The organism is Escherichia sp. KTE52 (assembly GCF_000408325.1).
Classification (GTDB): Bacteria; Pseudomonadota; Gammaproteobacteria; order Enterobacterales; family Enterobacteriaceae; genus Escherichia; species Escherichia marmotae.
In genome coordinates this window covers 1,106,324-1,128,066 of sequence record NZ_KE138680.1, presented here as the reverse complement: position 1 = coordinate 1,128,066, position 21,743 = coordinate 1,106,324, and the positions used below count along the sequence as shown (strand labels likewise).

Genomic DNA, 21,743 nt, shown 5'->3' with positions numbered 1-21,743 from the left:
TTTAACCTGAACGACGACGATTACGTGGAGCGCCTGTACGACGCGGACCGTTGCCTGTGCGCGGGCGCGTCAAGCGTAGCGGTTTTGGCAGATCGGTCATCAATGCGTCCGGATTGTATTTGCTTACCGGAATAGAATGACCAATATAGGTCTCAATGGCAGGCAAATTCAATGCATACTCTTCACACGCCAGGCTGATGGAATGACCACTTGCACCAGCGCGGCCAGTACGGCCGATACGGTGAACGTAATCTTCACAGTCATCGGGTAAATCGTAGTTAAAGACGTGGGTTACGGCCGGAATATGCAAACCACGTGCGGCTACGTCGGTAGCAACCAGAATATCCAGATCGCCACGGGTAAATTCATCAAGAATACGCAGACGTTTTTTCTGCGCCACATCGCCCGTCAACAGCCCGACACGATGACCATCTGCCGCCAGGTGACCCCAGATCTCTTCGCAACGATGTTTGGTGTTGGCGAAAATAATCGCTCTGTCTGGCCACTCTTCTTCGATCAGCGTTTGCAGCAAACGCATTTTTTCTTCGTTAGAAGGGTAGAAAAGCTCTTCTTTAATGCGGTGGCCCGTTTTCTGTTCCGGTTCCACTTCGATGTATTCGGCGTTATTCATCTGCTCGAACGCCAGTTCACGTACCCGGTACGAAAGCGTGGCGGAGAACAGCATGTTGAGGCGCTGATTTGCTGGCGGCATACGGCGAAACAGCCAGCGAATATCTTTAATAAAGCCCAGATCGTACATACGATCGGCTTCGTCCAGCACCACGACCTGAATAGCGCCAAGGTTAATGTGATTCTGTTTGGCGTAGTCGATTAAACGACCCGTGGTGCCAATCAGGATGTCAACGCCGCTTTCCAGCACTTTTAGCTGTTTGTCGTAGCCGTCGCCGCCATAAGCCAGGCCCAGCTTCAGACCGGTAGCTTGCGCCAGCGGCTCCGCGTCGGCGTGGATCTGCACGGCAAGTTCACGCGTCGGTGCCATAATTAAGGCACGTGGCTGGTTCACCTTGCGATCGGCAATGGTGGGATGAGAGAGAAGGTAATGAAACGTTGACGTCAGGAACGCCATCGTTTTCCCAGTACCGGTTTGCGCCTGCCCGGCTACGTCACGACCTTCCAGCGTTAGCGGAAGGGCCAGTGCCTGAATGGGCGTACAGTTATGAAACCCTTTTTTTTCAAGGGCTTCTACAACTTTCGGATGCAGGGCGAAGTCGGAAAACTTCTGTTCTGTTAAATGTGTTTTGCTCATAGTGTGATAGAATATCAGCTTACTATTGCTTTACGAAAGCGTATCCGGTGAAATAAAGTCAACCTTTAGTTGGTTAATGTTACACCAACAACGAAACCAACACGCCAGGCTTATTCCTGTGGAGTTATATATGAGCGATAAAATTATTCACCTGACTGACGACAGTTTTGATACGGATGTACTCAAAGCGGACGGGGCGATCCTCGTCGATTTCTGGGCAGAGTGGTGCGGTCCGTGCAAAATGATCGCCCCGATTCTGGATGAAATCGCTGACGAATATCAGGGTAAACTGACCGTTGCAAAACTGAACATCGATCAAAACCCTGGCACTGCGCCGAAATATGGCATCCGTGGTATCCCGACTCTGTTGCTGTTCAAAAACGGTGAAGTCGCGGCAACCAAAGTGGGTGCACTGTCCAAAGGTCAGTTGAAAGAGTTCCTCGACGCCAACCTGGCATAAGGGAACGTCATGTTCGGGTGCCCCGTCGCTAAAAACTGGACGCCCGGCGTGAGCCATGCTAACTTAATGTTGACTTCGTATTAAACTTACCTTATTAAGTTTGAATCTTGTAATATCCAACGCTTCCCGTTTTTATCTAATGCGAAGTGAACAGATTTCTGGTTTGTCACTCAATCCGTCTTGTCGTTTCAGTTCTGCGTACTCTCCTGTGACCAGACAGCGAAAAGACATGAGTCGATGACCGTAAACAGGCATGGATGATCCTGCCATACCATTCACAACATTAAGTTCGAGATTTACCCCAAGTTTAAGAACTCACACCACTATGAATCTTACCGAATTAAAGAATACGCCGGTTTCTGAGCTGATCACTCTCGGCGAAAATATGGGGCTGGAAAATCTGGCCCGTATGCGTAAGCAGGACATTATTTTTGCCATCCTGAAGCAGCACGCAAAGAGTGGCGAAGATATCTTTGGTGATGGCGTACTGGAGATATTGCAGGATGGATTTGGTTTCCTCCGTTCCGCAGACAGCTCCTACCTCGCCGGTCCTGATGACATCTACGTTTCTCCCAGCCAAATCCGCCGTTTCAACCTCCGCACTGGTGATACCATCTCTGGTAAGATTCGCCCGCCGAAAGAAGGTGAACGCTATTTTGCGCTGCTGAAAGTTAATGAAGTTAACTTCGACAAACCTGAAAACGCTCGCAACAAAATCCTCTTTGAGAACTTAACCCCGCTGCACGCAAACTCTCGTCTGCGTATGGAACGTGGTAACGGTTCTACTGAAGATTTGACCGCACGCGTGCTGGATCTGGCTTCACCAATCGGGCGTGGCCAACGTGGTCTGATTGTGGCACCGCCGAAAGCGGGTAAAACCATGCTGCTGCAGAACATCGCCCAGAGCATTGCTTACAACCACCCAGACTGTGTGCTGATGGTTCTGCTGATCGACGAACGTCCGGAAGAAGTAACCGAGATGCAGCGTCTGGTTAAAGGTGAAGTTGTCGCTTCTACCTTCGACGAACCGGCATCTCGCCACGTTCAGGTTGCGGAAATGGTGATCGAGAAGGCAAAACGCCTGGTTGAGCATAAGAAAGACGTTATCATTCTGCTCGACTCCATCACCCGTCTGGCGCGCGCCTACAACACTGTTGTTCCTGCGTCTGGTAAAGTGCTGACCGGTGGTGTGGATGCTAACGCACTGCACCGTCCGAAACGCTTCTTCGGTGCGGCGCGTAACGTAGAAGAGGGCGGCAGCCTGACCATCATCGCGACGGCGTTGATCGACACCGGTTCCAAAATGGACGAAGTTATCTACGAAGAGTTTAAAGGTACAGGTAACATGGAACTGCACCTTTCTCGTAAGATCGCAGAAAAACGCGTCTTCCCGGCTATCGACTACAACCGTTCCGGTACGCGTAAAGAAGAGTTGCTCACCACTCAGGAAGAGCTACAGAAAATGTGGATCCTGCGCAAAATCATTCACCCGATGGGCGAAATCGATGCAATGGAATTCCTCATTAATAAACTGGCAATGACCAAGACCAATGACGATTTCTTCGATATGATGAAACGTTCATAAATTTGTCTTATGCCAAAAACGCCACGTGTTTACGTGGCGTTTTGCTTTTATATCTGTAATCTTAGCGGCATGCCTGTGATAGTGGGAAAATTCCTGGTTATTGCGGGTATTTTATACAATTTTTATGGTGAATGATTAATTTTTGCACAGGGCTGATAGGCTCAGAAAGGAGTTTCCCTTCTGAATAAAGGTCTTCGTGGGTATACTTCTGCTAATAATTTTCTCTGAGAGCATGCATTGTGAATTTACTGACAGTGAGTACTGATCTCATCAGTATTTTTTTATTCACGACACTGTTTCTGTTTTTTGCCCGTAAGGTGGCAAAAAAAGTCGGTTTAGTGGATAAACCTAACTTCCGCAAACGTCACCAGGGATTGATACCGCTCGTTGGGGGTATTTCAGTTTTCGCAGGGATTTGCTTTACGTTCGGAATTGTTGATTACTACATTCCGCATGCAGCTCTCTACCTCGCCTGTGCGGGCGTCCTGGTGTTCATCGGCGCACTGGATGACCGTTTCGATATTAGTGTAAAAATCCGTGCCACCATACAGGCTGCTGTTGGCATCGTTATGATGGTGTTTGGCAAACTTTATCTCAGTAGCCTGGGCTATATTTTTGGCTCCTGGGAGATGGTGCTTGGGCCGTTTGGTTATTTCCTGACGCTGTTTGCCGTCTGGGCGGCAATTAATGCTTTCAACATGGTTGATGGCATTGATGGTCTGCTGGGTGGGTTGTCCTGCGTCTCGTTTGCGGCAATAGGCATGATTTTGTGGTTCGACGGGCAAACCAGCCTCGCTATCTGGTGCTTTGCGATGATCGCCGCCATCCTGCCATACATCATGCTCAACCTCGGTATTCTGGGGCGTCGCTACAAAGTGTTTATGGGCGATGCGGGCAGTACATTGATTGGTTTTACCGTAATCTGGATCCTGCTTGAAACTACTCAGGGCAAAACACATCCGATTAGCCCGGTGACTGCATTATGGATTATCGCTATTCCGCTGATGGATATGGTGGCGATTATGTATCGTCGCCTGCGTAAAGGCATGAGTCCATTCTCGCCTGATCGCCAGCATATTCATCATTTGATCATGCGTGCCGGCTTTACTTCTCGTCAGGCATTTGTGCTGATTACCCTTGCTGCTGCACTGCTTGCTTCCATTGGCGTACTGGCAGAATATTCTCATTTTGTCCCTGAATGGGTCATGCTGGTGCTCTTTTTGCTAGCATTCTTCCTCTATGGCTATTGCATTAAGCGCGCCTGGAAGGTTGCTCGCTTTATTAAGCGTGTGAAACGCCGACTGCGCAGAAATCGTGGTGGCAGCCCCAACTTAACCAAATAAACGAGGATGTAATGACGCAACCAATGCCTGGGAAACCAGCCGAAAATGCTGAAAATGAACTGGATATTCGTGGGTTGTTTCGTACCTTGTGGGCTGGGAAGCTGTGGATTGTTGGCATGGGGCTGGCGTTTGCGTTAATTGCGCTGGCGTATACATTTTTCGCCCGTCAGGAGTGGAGCGCGACGGCGATTACCGATCGTCCAACGGTCAATATGCTGGGCGGATACTACTCGCAGCAGCAGTTTCTACGTAACCTGGATGTTCGTTCGAACATGGCTTCTGCCGATCAACCATCGGTCATGGACGAAGCCTATAAAGAGTTTGTTATGCAACTGGCGTCGTGGGACACCCGCCGCGATTTCTGGTTGCAGACCGACTATTACAAACAGCGGATGGTTGGCAACAGCAAAGTAGATGCGGCTCTGCTGGATGAAATGATCAACAACATCCAGTTTATTCCCGGTGATTTCACCCGAGCGATCAACGATAACGTTAAATTGATTGCTGAAACTGCCCCCGATGCCAATAATCTGCTGCGTCAATATGTCGCATTCGCCAGTCAGCGCGCGGCCAGCCATCTGAATGATGAGCTGAAAGGTGCATGGGCAGCGCGCACTATCCAAATGAAAGCCCAGGTGAAGCGTCAGGAAGAAGTCGCGAAAGCGATCTACGACCGCCGGGTAAACAGCATTGAGCAGGCACTCAAAATCGCTGAGCAACATAATATCTCTCGCAGCGCGACAGATGTCCCGGCGGATGAATTGCCTGATTCAGAAATGTTTTTGTTGGGTCGCCCGATGCTGCAGGCGCGATTAGAAAATTTACAGGCCGTCGGCCCGGCCTTTGATCTCGACTATGATCAGAATCGGGCCATGTTAAACACCCTTAATGTTGGTCCAACCCTGGATCCGCGTTTTCAGACCTATCGCTATTTGCGTACACCGGAAGAACCGGTAAAACGCGATAGCCCACGCCGTGCCTTCCTGATGATTATGTGGGGCATTGTCGGGGGGCTGATCGGGGCTGGTGTCGCATTAACCCGCCGTTGCTCGAAATAGCAACACAGTTGCGGTGAGCACAAAGGCGCTCGCCGCTTATTCAAAGAGAATCGATGTGAAAGTACTGACTGTATTTGGTACGCGCCCGGAAGCCATCAAGATGGCGCCGTTGGTGCATGCGTTGGCAAAAGATCCTTTTTTTGAGGCTAAAGTTTGCGTCACTGCGCAGCATCGGGAGATGCTCGATCAGGTGCTGAAACTCTTTTCCATTGTACCTGACTACGATCTCAACATAATGCAGCCAGGACAGGGACTGACAGAGATAACCTGTCGAATTCTTGAGGGATTAAAACCTATTCTTGCCGAGTTCAAACCAGACGTTGTACTGGTACACGGCGATACCACCACGACGCTGGCCACCAGTCTGGCGGCGTTTTATCAGCGCATTCCTGTTGGTCACGTTGAGGCCGGGCTACGCACGGGCGATCTTTACTCGCCGTGGCCGGAAGAAGCTAACCGCACGCTGACCGGTCATCTGGCAATGTACCATTTCTCCCCAACTGAGACCTCACGGCAAAACCTGCTACGTGAAAACGTCGCTGATAGCCGAATCTTCATTACCGGCAATACAGTTATCGACGCTTTGTTGTGGGTGCGCGATCAAGTGATGAGCAGCGAGATGCTGCGTTCAGAACTGGCGGCAAATTACCCGTTTATCGACCCTGATAAGAAGATGATTCTGGTGACCGGTCACAGGCGTGAAAGCTTCGGTCGTGGCTTTGAGGAGATTTGCCATGCGCTGGCAGAAATAGCCACCACTCATCAGGACATCCAGATTGTTTATCCGGTACATCTCAACCCGAATGTCAGAGAACCGGTTAGTCGCATTTTGGGGCACGTAAAAAACGTCATTCTGATCGATCCCCAGGAGTATTTACCGTTTGTCTGGCTGATGAATCACGCATGGTTGATTTTGACTGACTCTGGCGGTATTCAGGAAGAAGCGCCTTCGCTGGGTAAACCGGTGCTGGTGATGCGTGACACCACCGAGCGCCCGGAAGCTGTTACCGCTGGAACGGTGCGTCTGGTGGGGACGGATAAACAACGGATCGTTGAGGAAGTGACACGTCTTCTCAACGACGACAACGAATATCAAATGATGAGCCGCGCCCATAACCCCTATGGTGATGGTCAGGCATGCTCTCGCATTCTGGAAGCGTTAAAAAATAATCGGATATCACTATGAGTTTTGCGACCATTTCTGTCATCGGACTGGGTTACATTGGGCTGCCGACAGCCGCTGCGTTTGCCTCACGGCAAAAACAGGTGATTGGTGTCGATATCAACCAACAAACGGTTGATACTATCAATCGTGGCGAAATCCATATCGTCGAGCCTGATTTGGCGAGTGTAGTAAAAACTGCCGTAGAAGGTGGCTTTTTGCGAGCGAGCACAACGCCCGTTGAGGCTGATGCCTGGCTGATTGCTGTACCAACGCCGTTTAAAGGCGATCATGAGCCGGATATGGCTTACGTCGAATCGGCTGCCCGCTCCATTGCGCCAGTGCTGAAAAAAGGTGCGCTGGTGATCCTTGAGTCCACCTCTCCGGTGGGTTCAACCGAGAAAATGGCAGAATGGTTAGCAGAAATGCGTCCGGACCTGACTTTCCCGCAGCAGGTGGGCGAACAGGCCGACGTGAATATTGCCTATTGCCCGGAACGCGTGTTACCGGGGCAGGTGATGGTCGAGCTGATTAAAAATGACCGTGTAATAGGTGGCATGACACCGGTTTGCTCGGCGCGCGCCAGTGAACTGTACAAAATTTTCCTCGAAGGTGAGTGTGTTGTCACTAACTCCCGGACGGCGGAAATGTGTAAGCTCACCGAAAATAGCTTCCGCGATGTGAATATCGCGTTTGCTAACGAACTGTCGCTGATTTGCGCCGGGCAGGGAATTAACGTCTGGGAGCTGATTCGTCTGGCGAATCGCCACCCTCGCGTCAATATTCTTCAGCCAGGCCCGGGCGTGGGCGGCCACTGTATTGCCGTTGACCCGTGGTTTATCGTAGCGCAGAACCCGCAGCAGGCGCGGCTTATCCGTACTGCCAGGGAAGTGAACGATCACAAACCTTTTTGGGTAATTGATCAGGTGAAAGCGGCGGTTGCCGATTGCCTGGCCGCTACCGATAAACGCGCCAGCGAAGTGAAAATTGCCTGCTTTGGGCTGGCATTTAAACCGAATATTGATGACCTGCGCGAAAGCCCGGCGATGGAAATCGCTGAACTGATCGCCCAGTGGCATAGCGGCGAGACGCTGGTCGTTGAACCGAACATTCACCAGTTGCCGAAAAAACTGGCCGGGCTTTGCACGCTGGCGCAGCTTGACGAAGCGCTGGCGACGGCAGACGTGCTGGTGATGTTGGTCGATCACAGTCAGTTCAAAGCCATCAGCGGCGATCATGTTAAGCAGCAGTATGTAGTCGATACCAAAGGGGTCTGGCGCTGATACAGATTGCAGTGAATGACTGTTTTGAGGGAGCCACACTATGCCCGTCCGCGCCAGTATTGAGCCACTCACCTGGGAAAATGCCTTCTTTGGTGTTAATAGCGCCATCGTGCGTATTAACCCTGACGCGCCACTCCTGACACCAGATGCCTTAGCGCCGTGGTCACGGGTGCAGGCCAAAATAGTCGCATCAAATATCGGTGAACTGGATGCCCTGCAACAGTTGGGATTCTCACTGGTAGAAGGTGAAGTTGATTTGGCGCTACCCGTGACCAGAGCCAGTGATAGCGGCGCAGAAGTGGCACAAGAGACAGATATTCCAGTACTACGCCAGTTAGCGAGTGAGGCATTTGCGCAAAGCCGTTTTCGTGCACCGTGGTATGCGCCTGAAGCCAGTGGGCGCTTTTATGCGCAGTGGATTGAAAACGCCGTGCACGGCACCTTTGATCATCAATGTCTGATCTTACGCACGCCATCCGGCGATATTCGTGGCTATGTCTCTTTACGTGAGCTCAATGCGACAGACGTGCGTATTGGCCTGCTGGCAGGACGCGGTGCAGGTGCAGAGCTGATGCAAACGGCGCTAAACTGGGCGTATGCTCGCGGTAAAACAACATTGCGGGTGGCGACCCAGATGGGCAACACCGCCGCGCTTAAACGATACATAAAAAGTGGTGCAAATGTAGAAAGCACCGCGTACTGGTTATACAGGTGATCACATGATTCCATTTAACGCACCGCCGGTGGTGGGAACCGAACTCGATTATATGCAGTCGGCAATGGGTAGCGGCAAACTGTGTGGCGATGGTGGTTTTACCCGTCGCTGCCAGCAGTGGCTGGAGCAACGTTTTGGCAGCGCCAAAGCGCTGTTGACGCCGTCCTGCACCGCTTCTCTGGAGATGGCGGCGCTGTTGTTGGATATCCAGCCTGGCGATGAAGTGATCATGCCGAGTTATACCTTTGTCTCCACCGCCAACGCCTTCGTGCTGCGTGGAGCGAAAATCGTTTTTGTGGATGTTCGCCCGAACACTATGAACATCGACGAAACGCTGATTGAAGCGGCGATCACCGACAAAACGCGCGTTATCGTGCCGGTGCATTACGCGGGCGTGGCCTGTGAAATGGACACCATTATGGCGTTGGCGAAAAAATATAACCTGTTTGTGGTGGAAGATGCCGCTCAGGGTGTGATGTCCACTTACAAAGGGCGTGCGCTGGGAACCATTGGTCATATTGGCTGCTTTAGCTTCCATGAAACCAAAAACTACACCGCGGGTGGTGAAGGCGGCGCTACGTTGATTAATGATAAAAAATTGATTGAGCGCGCCGAGATCATCCGTGAAAAAGGCACTAATCGTAGCCAGTTCTTCCGTGGTCAGGTGGATAAATACACCTGGCGCGATATCGGCTCCAGCTATTTGATGTCCGATCTGCAAGCCGCATATCTGTGGGCGCAACTGGAAGCAGCGGATCGTATCAACCAGCAGCGTCTGGCGCTGTGGCAAAACTATTACGATGCACTGGCACCACTGGCGAAAGCCGGGCGTATCGAACTGCCGTCGATTCCGGATAGCTGCGTGCAGAACGCGCATATGTTCTACATTAAGCTGCGTGATATTGATGACCGGAATGCGTTGATTAACTTCCTGAAAGAAGCAGAAATCATGGCGGTGTTCCATTACATTCCGCTGCACGCAAGCCCGGCGGGTGAACGGTTTGGTGAGTTCCACGGTGAAGATCGCTACACCACCAAAGAGAGCGAGCGCTTACTGCGTCTGCCGCTGTTCTACAATCTGTCGCCCGTCAATCAACGCACGGTAATTGCGACCTTGCTGAACTACTTCTCCTGATATGTCGCTGGCGAAAGCGTCCTTATGGACGGCGGCCAGTACGCTGGTCAAGATTGGTGCCGGGTTACTGGTCGGTAAGCTGCTGGCGGTATCATTTGGTCCGGCAGGGCTGGGGCTGGCGGCTAACTTCCGTCAGTTGATTACCGTACTCGGCGTGCTTGCCGGGGCGGGCATTTTTAACGGCGTAACCAAATACGTTGCCCAGTATCATGATAATCCGCAGCAGCTACGTCGTGTGGTGGGTACATCATCAGCGATGGTGCTTGGTTTCTCCACGCTGATGGCGCTGATTTTTGTGCTGGCAGCCGCTCCGATCAGCCAGGGATTGTTCGGGAATACTGACTACCAGGGGCTGGTACGTTTAGTGGCGCTGGTGCAAATGGGTATCGCCTGGGGCAACCTGTTGCTGGCGCTGATGAAAGGCTTTCGCGATGCCGCGGGTAATGCGTTATCGCTGATTGTTGGCAGCCTGATTGGTGTTATCGCTTACTACGTCAGTTACCGTTTTGGTGGCTATGAAGGCGCGTTGCTTGGGCTGGCGCTGATTCCTGCGTTGGTGGTGATTCCGGCTGCCATCATGTTGATCAAACGTGGCGCTATCCCGTTAAGCTATCTGAAACCCAGTTGGGATAGCGGTCTGGCGGGGCAGTTGAGTAAGTTCACGTTAATGGCGCTGATTACTTCGGTGACCTTGCCCGTTGCTTACATCATGATGCGTAAGTTACTGGCGGCGCAGTATAGCTGGGATGAGGTGGGGATCTGGCAAGGCGTAAGTAGTATTTCCGACGCCTACCTGCAATTCATTACCGCCTCTTTTAGCGTGTATTTACTGCCCACTCTGTCGCGGCTAACAGAAAAGCGCGATATCACCCGCGAAGTGGTGAAGTCGCTGAAATTCGTTCTACCGGCGGTGGCAGCGGCGAGTTTTACAGTCTGGTTGCTGCGTGACTTTGCCATCTGGCTACTTTTATCGAACAAATTTACCGCCATGCGCGATCTCTTTGCCTGGCAGTTGGTTGGCGATGTGTTAAAAGTGGGCGCTTATGTCTTTGGTTATCTGGTGATCGCCAAAGCGTCGCTCCGGTTTTATATTCTGGCGGAAGTCAGTCAGTTCACGTTGTTGATGGTATTTGCCCACTGGTTGATCCCCGCGCATGGCGCGCTGGGCGCGGCGCAGGCATATATGGCAACCTATATCGTCTATTTTTCTCTTTGTTGTGGCGTGTTTTTACTTTGGCGTAGGCGGGCATGACTGTACTGATTCACGTTTTGGGATCGGATATCCCTCACCATAACCAAACCGTTTTGCGGTTTTTCAACGACGCGCTGGCTGCGACAAGCGAGCACGCGCGCGAGTTTATGGTTGCAGGCAAGGACGACGGCTTAAGTGATAGCTGTCCGGCGCTCACTATCCGCTTTTTTGCAGACAAAAAATCACTGGCTGAAGCGGTTATCGCGAAAGCGAAAGCTAACCGTCAACAGCGGTTTTTCTTCCATGGCCAGTTCAATCCAAAACTATGGCTGGCGCTGCTTAGCGGCGGAATCAAGCCCAGCCAGTTTTACTGGCATATATGGGGCGCTGATTTGTATGAACTTTCCAGTGGCTTGAGATATAAGCTCTTTTATCCGCTGCGCCGCCTGGCACAAAAGCGGGTGGGCTGTGTATTTGCCACTCGGGGAGACTTGAGCTTTTTTGCCAGAACGCATCCAAAGGTGCGAGGCGAACTGATTTACTTCCCAACCCGGATGGATCCTTCTCTCAATACGATGGCTAACGATCGGCAACGTGAAGGGAAAATGACTATTCTGGTGGGGAACTCCGGCGATCGCAGTAATGAACACATCGCTGCCTTACGCGCTGTGCATCGGCAGTTTGGCGATACGGTGAAAGTGGTGGTGCCGATGGGATATCCGGCCAACAACGATGCGTATATCAACGAAGTTCGTCAGGCGGGGCTGGAATTATTCAGCGAAGAAAATCTGCAAATTCTGAGCGAAAAAATGGATTTTGACACTTATCTGGCACTACTTCGCCAGTGCGATCTCGGCTACTTTATTTTTGCCCGTCAGCAAGGTATCGGTACGCTGTGCTTGTTGATTCAGGCTGGTATTCCCTGCGTACTTAATCGGGAAAACCCGTTCTGGCAGGATATGACGGAGCAACATTTGCCGGTGCTGTTTACCACTGACGATCTCAATGAGGATATTGTGCGTGAAGCGCAGCGCCAGTTGGCGTCGGTAGATAAAAACCACATTGCCTTCTTTAGTCCAAACTATCTGCAAGGCTGGCATCGGGCGCTGGCAATTGCCGCTGGGGAGGTCGCATGAGCCTGCTGCAATTCAGCGGCCTGTTTGTTGTCTGGCTGCTCTGTACGCTGTTTATCGCCACGCTGACCTGGTTTGAGTTTCGCCGCGTGCGGTTTAACTTCAATATCTTCTTTTCATTGCTTTTTTTGCTGACGTTTTTCTTCGGATTTCCGCTGACCAGCGTACTGGTATTCCGCTTTGATGTTGGTGTCGCGCCGCCAGAAATCTTGTTGCAGGCGTTGCTTTCTGCGGGCTGCTTTTACGCGGTTTATTACGTCACCTACAAAACCCGCTTACGCAAAAGTGTTGCCGATGCACCGCGCCGTCCAGTGTTTACCATGAATCGCGTGGAAACCAATCTTACCTGGTTTCTCCTGATGGGCATCGCGTTGGTCAGTGTCGGCATCTTCTTCATGCACAACGGCTTTTTGTTGTTCCGACTTAACTCCTACAGTCAGATCTTTTCCAGTGAAGTCTCCGGCGTGGCGTTAAAGCGCTTCTTTTACTTTTTTATCCCGGCGATGCTGGTGGTCTATTTTCTGCGCCAGGACAGCAAAGCGTGGCTGTTTTTCCTCGTCAGTACCGTTGCCTTTGGATTGCTGACCTACATGATTGTCGGTGGCACTCGCGCCAATATCATTATCGCGTTCGCTATCTTCCTGTTTATCGGCATTATTCGCGGTTGGATTTCACTGTGGATGCTGGCAGCGGCAGGCGTGCTGGGGATTGTCGGTATGTTCTGGCTGGCGCTAAAACGCTACGGAATGAACGTGAGCGGTGATGAAGCTTTCTACACGTTTCTCTATCTCACCCGCGACACTTTCTCGCCGTGGGAGAATCTGGCGTTGCTATTGCAGAACTACGACAACATCGACTTCCAGGGGCTGGCACCGATTGTCCGTGATTTCTATGTCTTTATTCCTTCCTGGCTGTGGCCGGGTCGGCCCAGTATGGTGCTGAACTCCGCCAACTATTTCACCTGGGAAGTGCTGAATAATCACTCCGGGCTGGCTATCTCACCTACGCTTATCGGCTCACTGGTGGTGATGGGCGGTGTGTTGTTTATTCCGCTTGGGGCGATTGTGGTTGGCCTGATTATAAAATGGTTCGACTGGCTGTATGAGCTGGGCAACCGCGAAACCAATCGCTATAAGGCAGCGATTTTGCACAGTTTCTGCTTTGGGGCGATCTTCAATATGATCGTGCTGGCGCGTGAAGGACTGGATTCATTTGTCTCGCGGGTGGTCTTTTTTATCGTGGTCTTCGGTGCAAGCCTGATGATTGCAAAACTACTGTACTGGCTTTTTGATAGCGCCGGACTCATTCATAAACGAATAAAATCATCGCTCCGGACGCAGATTGAAGGATAACAATGAATAACAACACCACAGCACCGACCTATACGCTGCGTGGCTTACAGTTGATCGGTTGGCGTGATATGCAGCATGCCCTCGATTATCTGTTCGCTGATGGGCAGCTTAAGCAGGGAACGCTGGTTGCCATTAATGCCGAAAAAATGCTGACCATTGAAGATAACGCCGAGGTCAGGGCGTTAATTAACGCTGCCGAATTTAAATATGCCGATGGCATTAGCGTCGTGCGTTCGGTACGTAAAAAATATCCTCAGTCACAGGTTTCCCGCGTAGCTGGAGCCGATCTCTGGGAAGAGCTGATGGCTCGCGCAGGAAAAGAAGGGACGCCCGTTTTTCTTGTTGGCGGCAAACCTGAAGTACTGGCGCAGACCGAAACTAAACTGCGCGGCCAGTGGAATGTGAATATCGTTGGCAGCCAGGATGGTTATTTCAAACCCGAGCAGCGTCAGGCGCTGTTTGAGCGCATCCATGCCAGTGGCGCGCAAATCGTCACTGTCGCAATGGGATCGCCAAAACAGGAAATCTTCATGCGCGACTGCCGTCAGGTGCATCCTGATGCGCTTTATATGGGCATTGGCGGAACGTACGATGTTTTTACTGGCCATGTGAAACGCGCGCCGAAAATCTGGCAAAAACTGGGGTTGGAGTGGCTCTATCGCCTGCTTTCGCAGCCGAGTCGCATTAAGCGTCAGCTCCGTTTACTGCGCTATTTACGCTGGCATTACACCGGCAACCTCTGATTTTCCCTCTCTTGCTGGCGGCATAAGTGTTCACAATGTCGCCTGTTCTTCACCTTCCTGCTGTTTTATTACACAAAGCATTCAATTTTTTAATGCTTCATTTGCCATTTCTCCTGAATTACGAAAACATTCGCAACACTCGATGTACCCATAACGATAACCGGTAACACCGGAAAAACATGCAAACACAACACGAGGATTTATGGCAGATAATAAACCAGAGCTACAGCGTGGGCTGGAAGCTCGACATATCGAACTCATCGCCCTGGGGGGCACCATTGGCGTTGGTCTGTTTATGGGGGCCGCCAGCACCCTAAAATGGGCTGGGCCATCTGTATTGTTGGCCTATATCATCGCCGGGCTGTTCGTCTTTTTCATCATGCGCTCAATGGGCGAAATGTTATTCCTTGAGCCGGTTACCGGTTCGTTCGCCGTCTACGCACATCGTTATATGAGCCCGTTTTTTGGCTATCTCACTGCCTGGTCTTACTGGTTCATGTGGATGGCGGTGGGGATCTCGGAAATCACTGCCATTGGCGTCTACGTCCAGTTCTGGTTCCCGGAGATGGCACAGTGGATACCTGCATTGATCGCGGTGGCGCTGGTGGCGCTGGCGAATCTGGCGGCGGTCAGACTGTATGGTGAAATCGAGTTTTGGTTCGCGATGATCAAAGTCACCACGATCATCGTTATGATAGTCATTGGCCTGGGCGTGATTTTCTTTGGCTTTGGCAATGGCGGACAGTCGATTGGTTTTGGCAATCTCACTGAGCATGGCGGTTTCTTTGCGGGTGGCTGGAAAGGGTTCCTGACGGCGCTGTGTATCGTGGTGGCGTCCTACCAGGGTGTGGAGCTGATTGGCATTACTGCCGGTGAAGCGAAAAATCCGCAGGTGACGTTGCGCAGTGCGGTAGGCAAAGTGCTGTGGCGAATCCTTATTTTCTACGTAGGCGCGATCTTCGTTATCGTCACCATCTTCCCGTGGAATGAAATTGGCAGCAATGGCAGCCCGTTTGTACTGACTTTCGCCAAAATTGGCATTACCGCAGCCGCGGGTATTATCAACTTTGTGGTACTGACGGCGGCGCTTTCTGGCTGTAACAGCGGTATGTACAGTTGCGGACGTATGCTTTATGCACTGGCGAAAAACCGTCAGTTACCGGCGGCGATGGCAAAAGTTTCTCGTCACGGCGTGCCGGTTGCGGGAGTAGCGGTATCCATTGCCATCCTGTTAATTGGCTCGTGCCTGAACTACATCATTCCCAATCCGCAGCGTGTGTTTGTTTACGTCTACAGCGCCAGCGTGCTGCCGGGGATGGTGCCGTGGTTTGTGATCCTGATAAGCCAACTGCGTTTTCGTCGTGCGCACAAAGCGGCGATTGCCAGCCATCCGTTCCGCTCCATTCTGTTCCCGTGGGCAAATTATGTGACAATGGCGTTCCTTATTTGCGTTTTGATCGGCATGTACTTTAATGAAGATACTCGTATGTCGCTGTTTGTCGGCATCATCTTCATGCTGGCGGTGACGGCGATTTACAAAGTTTTTGGGCTTAATCGCCACGGTAAAGCGCATAAACTGGAGGAATAAGCAGCAAAATGCGCAAAGCGTAACCAAACGCGCATTTTATTTAAAAAGGGACTAGACAGAGGGGTGGGAAGTCCGTATTATCCACCCCCGCAACGGCGCTAAGCGCCCGTAGCTCAGCTGGATAGAGCGCTGCCCTCCGGAGGCAGAGGTCTCAGGTTCGAATCCTGTCGGGCGCGCCATTTAGTCCCGGCGCTTGAGCTGCGGTGGTAGTAATACCGCGTAACAAGATTTGTAGTGGTGGCTATAGCTCAGTTGGTAGAGCCCTGGATTGTGATTCCAGTTGTCGTGGGTTCGAATCCCATTAGCCACCCCATTATTAGAAGTTGTGAAAATGCGAAGGTGGCGGAATTGGTAGACGCGCTAGCTTCAGGTGTTAGTGTCCTTACGGACGTGGGGGTTCAAGTCCCCCCCCTCGCACCAACGAGGCGATATCAAAAAAGTAAGATGACTGTGCGAAGGTGGCGGAATTGGTAGACGCGCTAGCTTCAGGTGTTAGTGTCCTTACGGACGTGGGGGTTCAAGTCCCCCCCCTCGCACCACGACTTTAAAGAATTGAACTAAAAATTCAAAAAGCAGTATTTCGGCGAGTAGCGCAGCTTGGTAGCGCAACTGGTTTGGGACCAGTGGGTCGGAGGTTCGAATCCTCTCTCGCCGACCAATTTTGAACCCCGCTTCGGCGGGGTTTTTTGTTTTCTGTGTATTCCATCACTCTCCCTTCGCAATAAACGCCCGTAGTAACTCATTGCCACACGGTATGATTTCGCCCTTAACTTATTGAAGGACGATTTCAGGCAAGGAGCGACTATGCTGCAACAGGTTCCAACGCGTGCTTTTCATGTGATGGCGAAACCGAGCGGTTCCGATTGTAATCTGAACTGTGACTACTGTTTTTATCTCGAAAAACACTCTCTCTACCGCGAACATCCTGTCACACATATGGACGATGACACGCTGGAAGCGTATGTCCGCCACTATATCGCTGCCAGTGAACCACAAAACGAAGTTGCTTTTACCTGGCAAGGCGGAGAGCCAACGCTGCCGGGGTTGGAATTTTACCGCCGCGCTGTGGCACTACAGGCAAAATATGGTGCAGGCAGGCGGGTAAGTAATAGCTTCCAGACTAACGGCGTGCTGCTGGATGACGAATGGTGTGCGTTTCTGGCAGAAAATCATTTTCTGGTTGGCTTATCGCTGGACGGCCCGGCAGAGATCCATAATCAATACCGCGTTACCAAAGGCGGCAGACCAACGCATAAACTGGTGATGCGCGCGCTTAAACTACTGCAAAAATATCACGTTGATTATAATGTTCTGGCGTGCGTCAATCGCACCAGCGTGCTGCAACCGTTGCAGGTCTATGACTTTTTGCGTGATGCGGGCGTTGAGTTCATCCAGTTTATTCCGGTGGTGGAACGTCTGGCAGATGAAACAGCAGCCCACGACGGACTGAAATTACGAGCGCCTGGCGATATTCAGGGGGAACTGACGGAATGGTCGGTGCGCCCGCAAGAGTTCGGTGAATTTCTGGTGACGATTTTCGATCACTGGATCAAACGCGACGTCGGTAAGATTTTCGTGATGAATATCGAATGGGCATTTGCCAATTTTGTCGGCGCGCCTGGCGCGGTTTGCCATCATCAGCCAACCTGCGGGCGTTCGGTGATTGTTGAGCACAACGGCGATGTTTACACCTGTGATCACTTTGTCTATCCGCAATATCGACTGGGGAATATGCTTCAGCAGACGATTGCAGAAATGGTAGATTCCCCGCAACAGCAGGCGTTTGGTGAAGATAAATTTAAGCAGTTACCGGCGCAGTGTCGCAGTTGCAACGTGTTAAAAGCGTGCTGGGGAGGTTGCCCGAAACACCGCTTTATGCTCGATGCCAGCGGCAAACCGGGGCTGAATTATTTGTGTGCCGGATATCAACGCTATTTCCGCCATTTGCCTCCGTATCTTAAAGCAATGGCTGATTTGCTGGCGCACGGCCGCCCGGCCAGCGACATTATGCAGGCACATTTGATGGTGGTGAATAAGTAAAAAGTGATTGATTGCCGGATGCGATGCTGACGCATCTTATCCGGCTTACAGAATGATGCAATATATTGAATTTTCAAGATTTGTAGGCCGGATAAGGCGTTCGCGCCTCATCCGGCATGGGCAGCGCAGCCCGATGTAGCGATAGCGCTGAATTAATCAGATTTAATCTGCGCGCGTGGCGGATATTTTTTCAGGATCTCCATATACGCGTGCATTTCGGTCTGTAGAGGTACACCCATCGGAATATGCCGCACGCCGATAGAGTCGCTTTCCTGCGGATCGGTGTACAAGTTAAACACCGACGATCCGGCCGTTTGCATTATCGTACCGGTGAATCCACCCTGATATCCGCTCTGTGTATACGCGTATGGTTGCTGAATGAGAACATGATATTTGAACTCATCCATACGTACAGCGGCGAGTTTGCCGTTGAGGAAGTAGTGTTCAGCCTTGCGGTTAGACTGACCGTTTGTTCCGAGGAAGAAAGAGGTCTGGTCTACGCCATCGATAAAGGTCGTTTTCGGCACTAAATTCGCCACTTTCGCTCCAGGATGCCCTGCCAGATCCAGCGAGGTTGGGAAGAGATCGGCCAGATCGACAATACCGTCGGATTTACGCGCTTGGATCATGCCTTTCCAGTACACGAAGGTGGGTACGCGAACGCCGCCTTCCCAGGTAGAACCTTTCGCGCCACGGAACGGTGTGCGACCGTGCGGTGGCACTTCGGCTTCCGGACCGTTATCGGAGGTAAAGACAATCAGCGTGTTATCAAGCTGACCATTTTTCTCCAGTGCTTTATAGAGATTAGCGAACACATCGTTCATTTCTACCATGCAGTCGCCGTAAGAGGTGCGTGCCGGAGAACTACCGGCATATTTGGTATTCGGGTAGTTATCGAAGTGGCAGCCGCGCGTACCGTAATACAAGAAGAATGGTTTATCGCTCTTCGCCATTTTGTCGAGGAACTTAACGCCATATTCCATCCAGCGTTGATCAAGATCTTCCATATACTTCGGCGTAATATCGGCAATGGCTTGCTGCTCACCGCCGCGCACCGCATGAACGTCATCTTTGCTGAACGGTAATTGCTTGATGTACTCAGAACGGTCCGGACTCAGGGCGACTTCCGGATTGACGTGAACATCGCGCCATTCGGTATACATATCAGACACCGAGTTAAAGCCGCGGAAATCATCAAAGCCGACGTTCTGTGGCTGCGACTCTTTGTTTTCTCCCATATGCCATTTACCGATGGCCTGAGTGACGTAACCTTGATCATGCAATAATTGCGGCAGGGTAGTTAACCCTTGCAGACCACCTGGTTGTCCGTACATCGGCGGCATCAAAATGCCGTGGTGGATAGAATACTGTCCGGTGAGAATCGTCGCGCGGGTTGGTGAAGAACTGGGTTGAGAATACGCGGAGGTTAAAATCAGCCCCTGGCTGGCAACGGCGTCAATATCTGGTGTTGGGTTACCCACCGCCACACCGCCACCATTAAAGCCAACATCCATCCAGCCCACGTCATCCAGCAAGAAAATAACCACATTCGGTTTCTTACCGGTTTTTTTCTCTAATTCTGCCAGCTTCTGCTGAGTTTCTTTATCCTGCGCCGGATGCTGCATTACCGGCATCATATTATCGGCAATGGTGGTTGCCGGTTTAACCAGGTATTGATTTGGGTGATCGTAACCAGCAAATCCTTTGCGTGCGGTGGCGGTTGACGGGGTATCTGCAGCGCTGGCCATTAATGGAAGAGCGGCGGCGACAGCGACAACAAGAAGCTTGGGTGAGAACGAAAATTCCATGCAAAATGCTCCGATTTAATGTCATCAAAATGATGGCGTAGTTAAGCATTGATAATTGAGGTCCCTCTCCCTGACAGGATGATTTCATAAATAATGATGATGAAAATAAATTATCTATTTATCTTAAGAATAAATTGAAATATCAGGAGAGCGTTTTCAATCCTACCCCCCGTGCATGCGATATGTAAGGCGTGTTTATTATATCGCGTTGATTATTGATGCTGTTTTTAGTTTTGTCTGTAATTAATATGCGTATCATTAATTGATTATATTTAATCATTCATATCACATATAAAAAAGCATCAGGCTAAGGGAAGGATTTACTCGGTAATTTATTAAATATGAAGAAAAAAGGGTTACAGATTTTTCTCATAACAAGTATTAGGGGATGTTATTACCCCATCCTCTGTGGCATAATAACTGAGTAGATGCTCATTCCATCTCTTATGTTCGCCTTAGTGCCTCATAAACTCAGGAATGACGCAGAGCCGTTTACGGTGCTTATCGTCCACTGACAGATGTCGCTTTTGCCTCATCAGACACCATGGACACAACGTTGAGTGAAGCACCCACTTGTTGTCATACAGACCTGTTTTAACGCCTGCTCCGTAATAAGAGCAGGCGTTTTTTTATCTATTCAGGAAAGGCCCGGAGGCTCTGCGCCTCCAGGTGAGAAAGGATTACTGCGGTGGGTTGTTCTGTAACGTCAGCATCAAACCGTCGCGGCGCATTGCAGCGGCTTCTTCCGGCTTGTGCAGTCTGTCCAGCACGTCAGCAAGCCATGCATAATCGTAGGCATCCGGGCGTTGTTTCAGCGCCGCGCGGAAGGCGAGAGATGCTTCCTGCCATTCGCCATGCTTCATCAGCGACTGACCCAATGTGCTCCACAACAGCGGGCGATCGCCCACGTTTTTAATCTGCTGGCGCAGCACCTTTTCCAGTTGTTCTGGATTATTGGTTTTCAGGCGTGGGATTGGTAGCAGCAGGCGATCGTCATACTGGCGTTTCAGGCCGTCGATGATAATTTGCTGGGCGGTGTCATGATCGTCACACTCAATAAGATGTTCTGCCATTGCCACCTGCAACGCCACCTGATGACGCGTTTTCCGGCTTTGATTTTTCCACCAGTTTCGCAAACCTTCACTACCGTCATCAGCACGAGCCTGATCCATCAGGCCAATCCATGCCTGTTGTTCCAGCATTGCGCGATGTTCTTCATCACCAACGTGAGCTTTTGCCATTGACGGGATGATGTCCAGCAGCGAACTCCACGCACCGGTGCGGATATAAGCTTGTTCCGCCAGACGCAGCACTTCAGGATGGCGTGGCGTGACTTCCAGCAACTTATCTACGCCGTGGCGTGCAGCATGATTTTCATTGCGTGCCAGTTGCAGGCGCACGCGGGCAATTTCTACCGGAATGGTGTCATTGCCTGCAAGTTCTGCTGCGCGTTCCAGATGCTGATTGGCGCGCGCTTCATCGCCGCGTTGTTGTGCGGCTTCAGCAGCCAGCAGGTAGTTCACTACCGGTTGTTCAGCGTGATCGGCATTTTTCGCCATCAGCTTTTCAACCTGCTGGTAATCACCTTCCGCCAGTTTCAGCAGCGCCTGTTCGGTCTGCTTACGTGCGCGGCGGCGTTTACGCCCGACAAACCAACCGCGGGTGTGCGCGCCGGTGCGGAAAATCCGTCGCAGTAGCCACTCGATAGCAAACAGCACCACCATTGCCAGTATAAAAATGATCGCCAGACCCGTGACGCTGGTTTCGATATTGTAGTTGTCGGTTTGAATCAGTACGTAACCCTGATGCCCGGCAATCATCGGACCAACCACGATCCCCGCAATAAGCAGAACAAAGAGTAACAACACTTTTAGCATGG

At 51.2% G+C, this 21,743-nt stretch carries 18 protein-coding genes and 5 tRNA genes; 20 read left to right on the top strand and 3 right to left on the bottom strand.

Annotated elements, in window-relative coordinates; translation table 11 throughout:
* Window position 1: 1 nt before the first annotated feature.
* Window positions 2–1,267, bottom strand: a complete 1,266-nt coding sequence (gene rhlB / locus A1SC_RS06285) for an ATP-dependent RNA helicase RhlB (RefSeq protein WP_000047512.1) — start codon at window positions 1,265–1,267, stop codon at window positions 2–4.
* Window positions 1,268–1,397: 130 nt separating this feature from the next.
* On the opposite strand from rhlB, the gene trxA reads away from it, so the two are divergent.
* From trxA to A1SC_RS06380, 20 genes are all read left to right on the top strand, one after another.
* Window positions 1,398–1,727 carry a thioredoxin TrxA gene (gene trxA / locus A1SC_RS06290; RefSeq protein WP_001280776.1) on the top strand — a complete coding sequence of 110 codons (330 nt, stop codon included), beginning with the start codon at window positions 1,398–1,400 and terminating at the stop codon, window positions 1,725–1,727.
* A 139-nt stretch (window positions 1,728–1,866) separates the two neighbouring features.
* Window positions 1,867–1,968 carry a rho operon leader peptide RhoL gene (gene rhoL, locus A1SC_RS0122265; protein WP_001445787.1) on the top strand — a complete coding sequence of 34 codons (102 nt, stop codon included), beginning with the start codon at window positions 1,867–1,869 and terminating at the stop codon, window positions 1,966–1,968.
* 84 nt (window positions 1,969–2,052) lie between these two features.
* The gene (rho, locus tag A1SC_RS06295) at window positions 2,053–3,312 is read left to right on the top strand and encodes a transcription termination factor Rho (protein WP_001517407.1); all 1,260 of its coding nucleotides are present in this window, start codon (window positions 2,053–2,055) and stop codon (window positions 3,310–3,312) included.
* A gap of 239 nt (window positions 3,313–3,551) precedes the next feature.
* Complete coding sequence (gene wecA / locus A1SC_RS06300) at window positions 3,552–4,655, top strand: UDP-N-acetylglucosamine--undecaprenyl-phosphate N-acetylglucosaminephosphotransferase (RefSeq protein ID WP_001050950.1); 1,104 nt, start codon at window positions 3,552–3,554, stop codon at window positions 4,653–4,655.
* An 11-nt stretch (window positions 4,656–4,666) separates the two neighbouring features.
* A complete protein-coding gene (gene wzzE / locus A1SC_RS06305) occupies window positions 4,667–5,713 on the top strand; it encodes an ECA polysaccharide chain length modulation protein (RefSeq protein WP_016262701.1) in 1,047 nt (348 codons plus the stop codon).
* Between the two features lie 55 nt (window positions 5,714–5,768).
* Entirely contained in the window at window positions 5,769–6,899 is a 1,131-nt protein-coding gene (wecB, locus tag A1SC_RS06310) for a non-hydrolyzing UDP-N-acetylglucosamine 2-epimerase (protein WP_001517404.1), read from the top strand.
* Entirely contained in the window at window positions 6,896–8,158 is a 1,263-nt protein-coding gene (wecC, locus tag A1SC_RS06315) for a UDP-N-acetyl-D-mannosamine dehydrogenase (RefSeq protein WP_000006637.1), read from the top strand. The genes wecB and wecC overlap by 4 nt, the downstream gene beginning before the upstream one ends.
* Window positions 8,159–8,198: 40 nt before the next feature.
* Window positions 8,199–8,873, top strand: coding sequence for a dTDP-4-amino-4,6-dideoxy-D-galactose acyltransferase (gene rffC, locus A1SC_RS06320; protein WP_001517401.1), 675 nt, complete (start codon window positions 8,199–8,201; stop codon window positions 8,871–8,873).
* A 4-nt stretch (window positions 8,874–8,877) separates the two neighbouring features.
* A complete protein-coding gene (gene rffA, locus A1SC_RS06325) occupies window positions 8,878–10,008 on the top strand; it encodes a dTDP-4-amino-4,6-dideoxygalactose transaminase (RefSeq protein ID WP_016262700.1) in 1,131 nt (376 codons plus the stop codon).
* A 1-nt stretch (window position 10,009) separates the two neighbouring features.
* Window positions 10,010–11,260 (top strand): lipid III flippase WzxE, encoded by a 1,251-nt coding sequence (wzxE, locus tag A1SC_RS06330; protein WP_016262699.1) that lies wholly within the window; start codon window positions 10,010–10,012, stop codon window positions 11,258–11,260.
* On the top strand, window positions 11,257–12,336 hold the full coding sequence (gene rffT / locus A1SC_RS06335) for a TDP-N-acetylfucosamine:lipid II N-acetylfucosaminyltransferase (RefSeq protein WP_016262698.1): 1,080 nt from the start codon (window positions 11,257–11,259) through the stop codon (window positions 12,334–12,336). The genes wzxE and rffT overlap by 4 nt, the downstream gene beginning before the upstream one ends.
* Window positions 12,333–13,685 (top strand): ECA oligosaccharide polymerase, encoded by a 1,353-nt coding sequence (wzyE, locus tag A1SC_RS06340; RefSeq protein WP_000055110.1) that lies wholly within the window; start codon window positions 12,333–12,335, stop codon window positions 13,683–13,685. The genes rffT and wzyE overlap by 4 nt, the downstream gene beginning before the upstream one ends.
* Before the next feature lie 2 nt (window positions 13,686–13,687).
* Complete coding sequence (wecG, locus tag A1SC_RS06345) at window positions 13,688–14,428, top strand: lipopolysaccharide N-acetylmannosaminouronosyltransferase (RefSeq protein ID WP_001064030.1); 741 nt, start codon at window positions 13,688–13,690, stop codon at window positions 14,426–14,428.
* A gap of 202 nt (window positions 14,429–14,630) precedes the next feature.
* Window positions 14,631–16,016, top strand: a complete 1,386-nt coding sequence (thrP, locus tag A1SC_RS06350; RefSeq protein ID WP_000774725.1) for a bifunctional threonine/serine APC transporter ThrP — start codon at window positions 14,631–14,633, stop codon at window positions 16,014–16,016.
* 102 nt (window positions 16,017–16,118) lie between these two features.
* Window positions 16,119–16,195, top strand: a tRNA-Arg gene (locus A1SC_RS06355).
* Window positions 16,196–16,253: 58 nt separating this feature from the next.
* Window positions 16,254–16,329 (top strand) — tRNA-His (locus A1SC_RS06360).
* Between the two features lie 20 nt (window positions 16,330–16,349).
* Window positions 16,350–16,436, top strand: a tRNA-Leu gene (locus A1SC_RS06365).
* A gap of 32 nt (window positions 16,437–16,468) precedes the next feature.
* A tRNA-Leu gene (locus tag A1SC_RS06370) sits at window positions 16,469–16,555 on the top strand.
* A gap of 42 nt (window positions 16,556–16,597) precedes the next feature.
* Window positions 16,598–16,674: transfer RNA gene (locus tag A1SC_RS06375), tRNA-Pro, on the top strand.
* 146 nt (window positions 16,675–16,820) lie between these two features.
* Window positions 16,821–18,056 (top strand): anaerobic sulfatase maturase, encoded by a 1,236-nt coding sequence (locus tag A1SC_RS06380; protein WP_016262697.1) that lies wholly within the window; start codon window positions 16,821–16,823, stop codon window positions 18,054–18,056.
* 152 nt (window positions 18,057–18,208) lie between these two features.
* Here A1SC_RS06380 and aslA read toward each other — a convergent pair whose 3' ends face one another.
* Window positions 18,209–19,864: an arylsulfatase AslA gene (gene aslA, locus A1SC_RS06385; RefSeq protein WP_016262696.1), complete on the bottom strand. Its 1,656-nt coding sequence runs from the start codon at window positions 19,862–19,864 to the stop codon at window positions 18,209–18,211.
* Window positions 19,865–20,544: 680 nt separating this feature from the next.
* Entirely contained in the window at window positions 20,545–21,741 is a 1,197-nt protein-coding gene (gene hemY, locus A1SC_RS06390; RefSeq protein WP_000921776.1) for a protoheme IX biogenesis protein HemY, read from the bottom strand.
* Between the last annotated feature and the right edge of the window lie 2 nt (window positions 21,742–21,743).

Bases quoted from the DNA above. Each gene is read 5' to 3' on its own strand.
- rhlB (WP_000047512.1), bottom strand. From the start codon at position 1,267: ATGAGCAAAACACATTTAACAGAACAGAAGTTTTCCGACTTCGCCCTG.
- trxA (WP_001280776.1), top strand. From the start codon at position 1,398: ATGAGCGATAAAATTATTCACCTGACTGACGACAGTTTTGATACGGAT.
- rhoL (WP_001445787.1), top strand. From the start codon at position 1,867: ATGCGAAGTGAACAGATTTCTGGTTTGTCACTCAATCCGTCTTGTCGT.
- rho (WP_001517407.1), top strand. From the start codon at position 2,053: ATGAATCTTACCGAATTAAAGAATACGCCGGTTTCTGAGCTGATCACT.
- wzzE (WP_016262701.1), top strand. From the start codon at position 4,667: ATGACGCAACCAATGCCTGGGAAACCAGCCGAAAATGCTGAAAATGAA.
- wecC (WP_000006637.1), top strand. From the start codon at position 6,896: ATGAGTTTTGCGACCATTTCTGTCATCGGACTGGGTTACATTGGGCTG.
- rffC (WP_001517401.1), top strand. From the start codon at position 8,199: ATGCCCGTCCGCGCCAGTATTGAGCCACTCACCTGGGAAAATGCCTTC.
- rffA (WP_016262700.1), top strand. From the start codon at position 8,878: ATGATTCCATTTAACGCACCGCCGGTGGTGGGAACCGAACTCGATTAT.
- wzxE (WP_016262699.1), top strand. From the start codon at position 10,010: ATGTCGCTGGCGAAAGCGTCCTTATGGACGGCGGCCAGTACGCTGGTC.
- rffT (WP_016262698.1), top strand. From the start codon at position 11,257: ATGACTGTACTGATTCACGTTTTGGGATCGGATATCCCTCACCATAAC.
- wzyE (WP_000055110.1), top strand. From the start codon at position 12,333: ATGAGCCTGCTGCAATTCAGCGGCCTGTTTGTTGTCTGGCTGCTCTGT.
- wecG (WP_001064030.1), top strand. From the start codon at position 13,688: ATGAATAACAACACCACAGCACCGACCTATACGCTGCGTGGCTTACAG.
- thrP (WP_000774725.1), top strand. From the start codon at position 14,631: ATGGCAGATAATAAACCAGAGCTACAGCGTGGGCTGGAAGCTCGACAT.
- A1SC_RS06380 (WP_016262697.1), top strand. From the start codon at position 16,821: ATGCTGCAACAGGTTCCAACGCGTGCTTTTCATGTGATGGCGAAACCG.
- aslA (WP_016262696.1), bottom strand. From the start codon at position 19,864: ATGGAATTTTCGTTCTCACCCAAGCTTCTTGTTGTCGCTGTCGCCGCC.
- hemY (WP_000921776.1), bottom strand. From the start codon at position 21,741: ATGCTAAAAGTGTTGTTACTCTTTGTTCTGCTTATTGCGGGGATCGTG.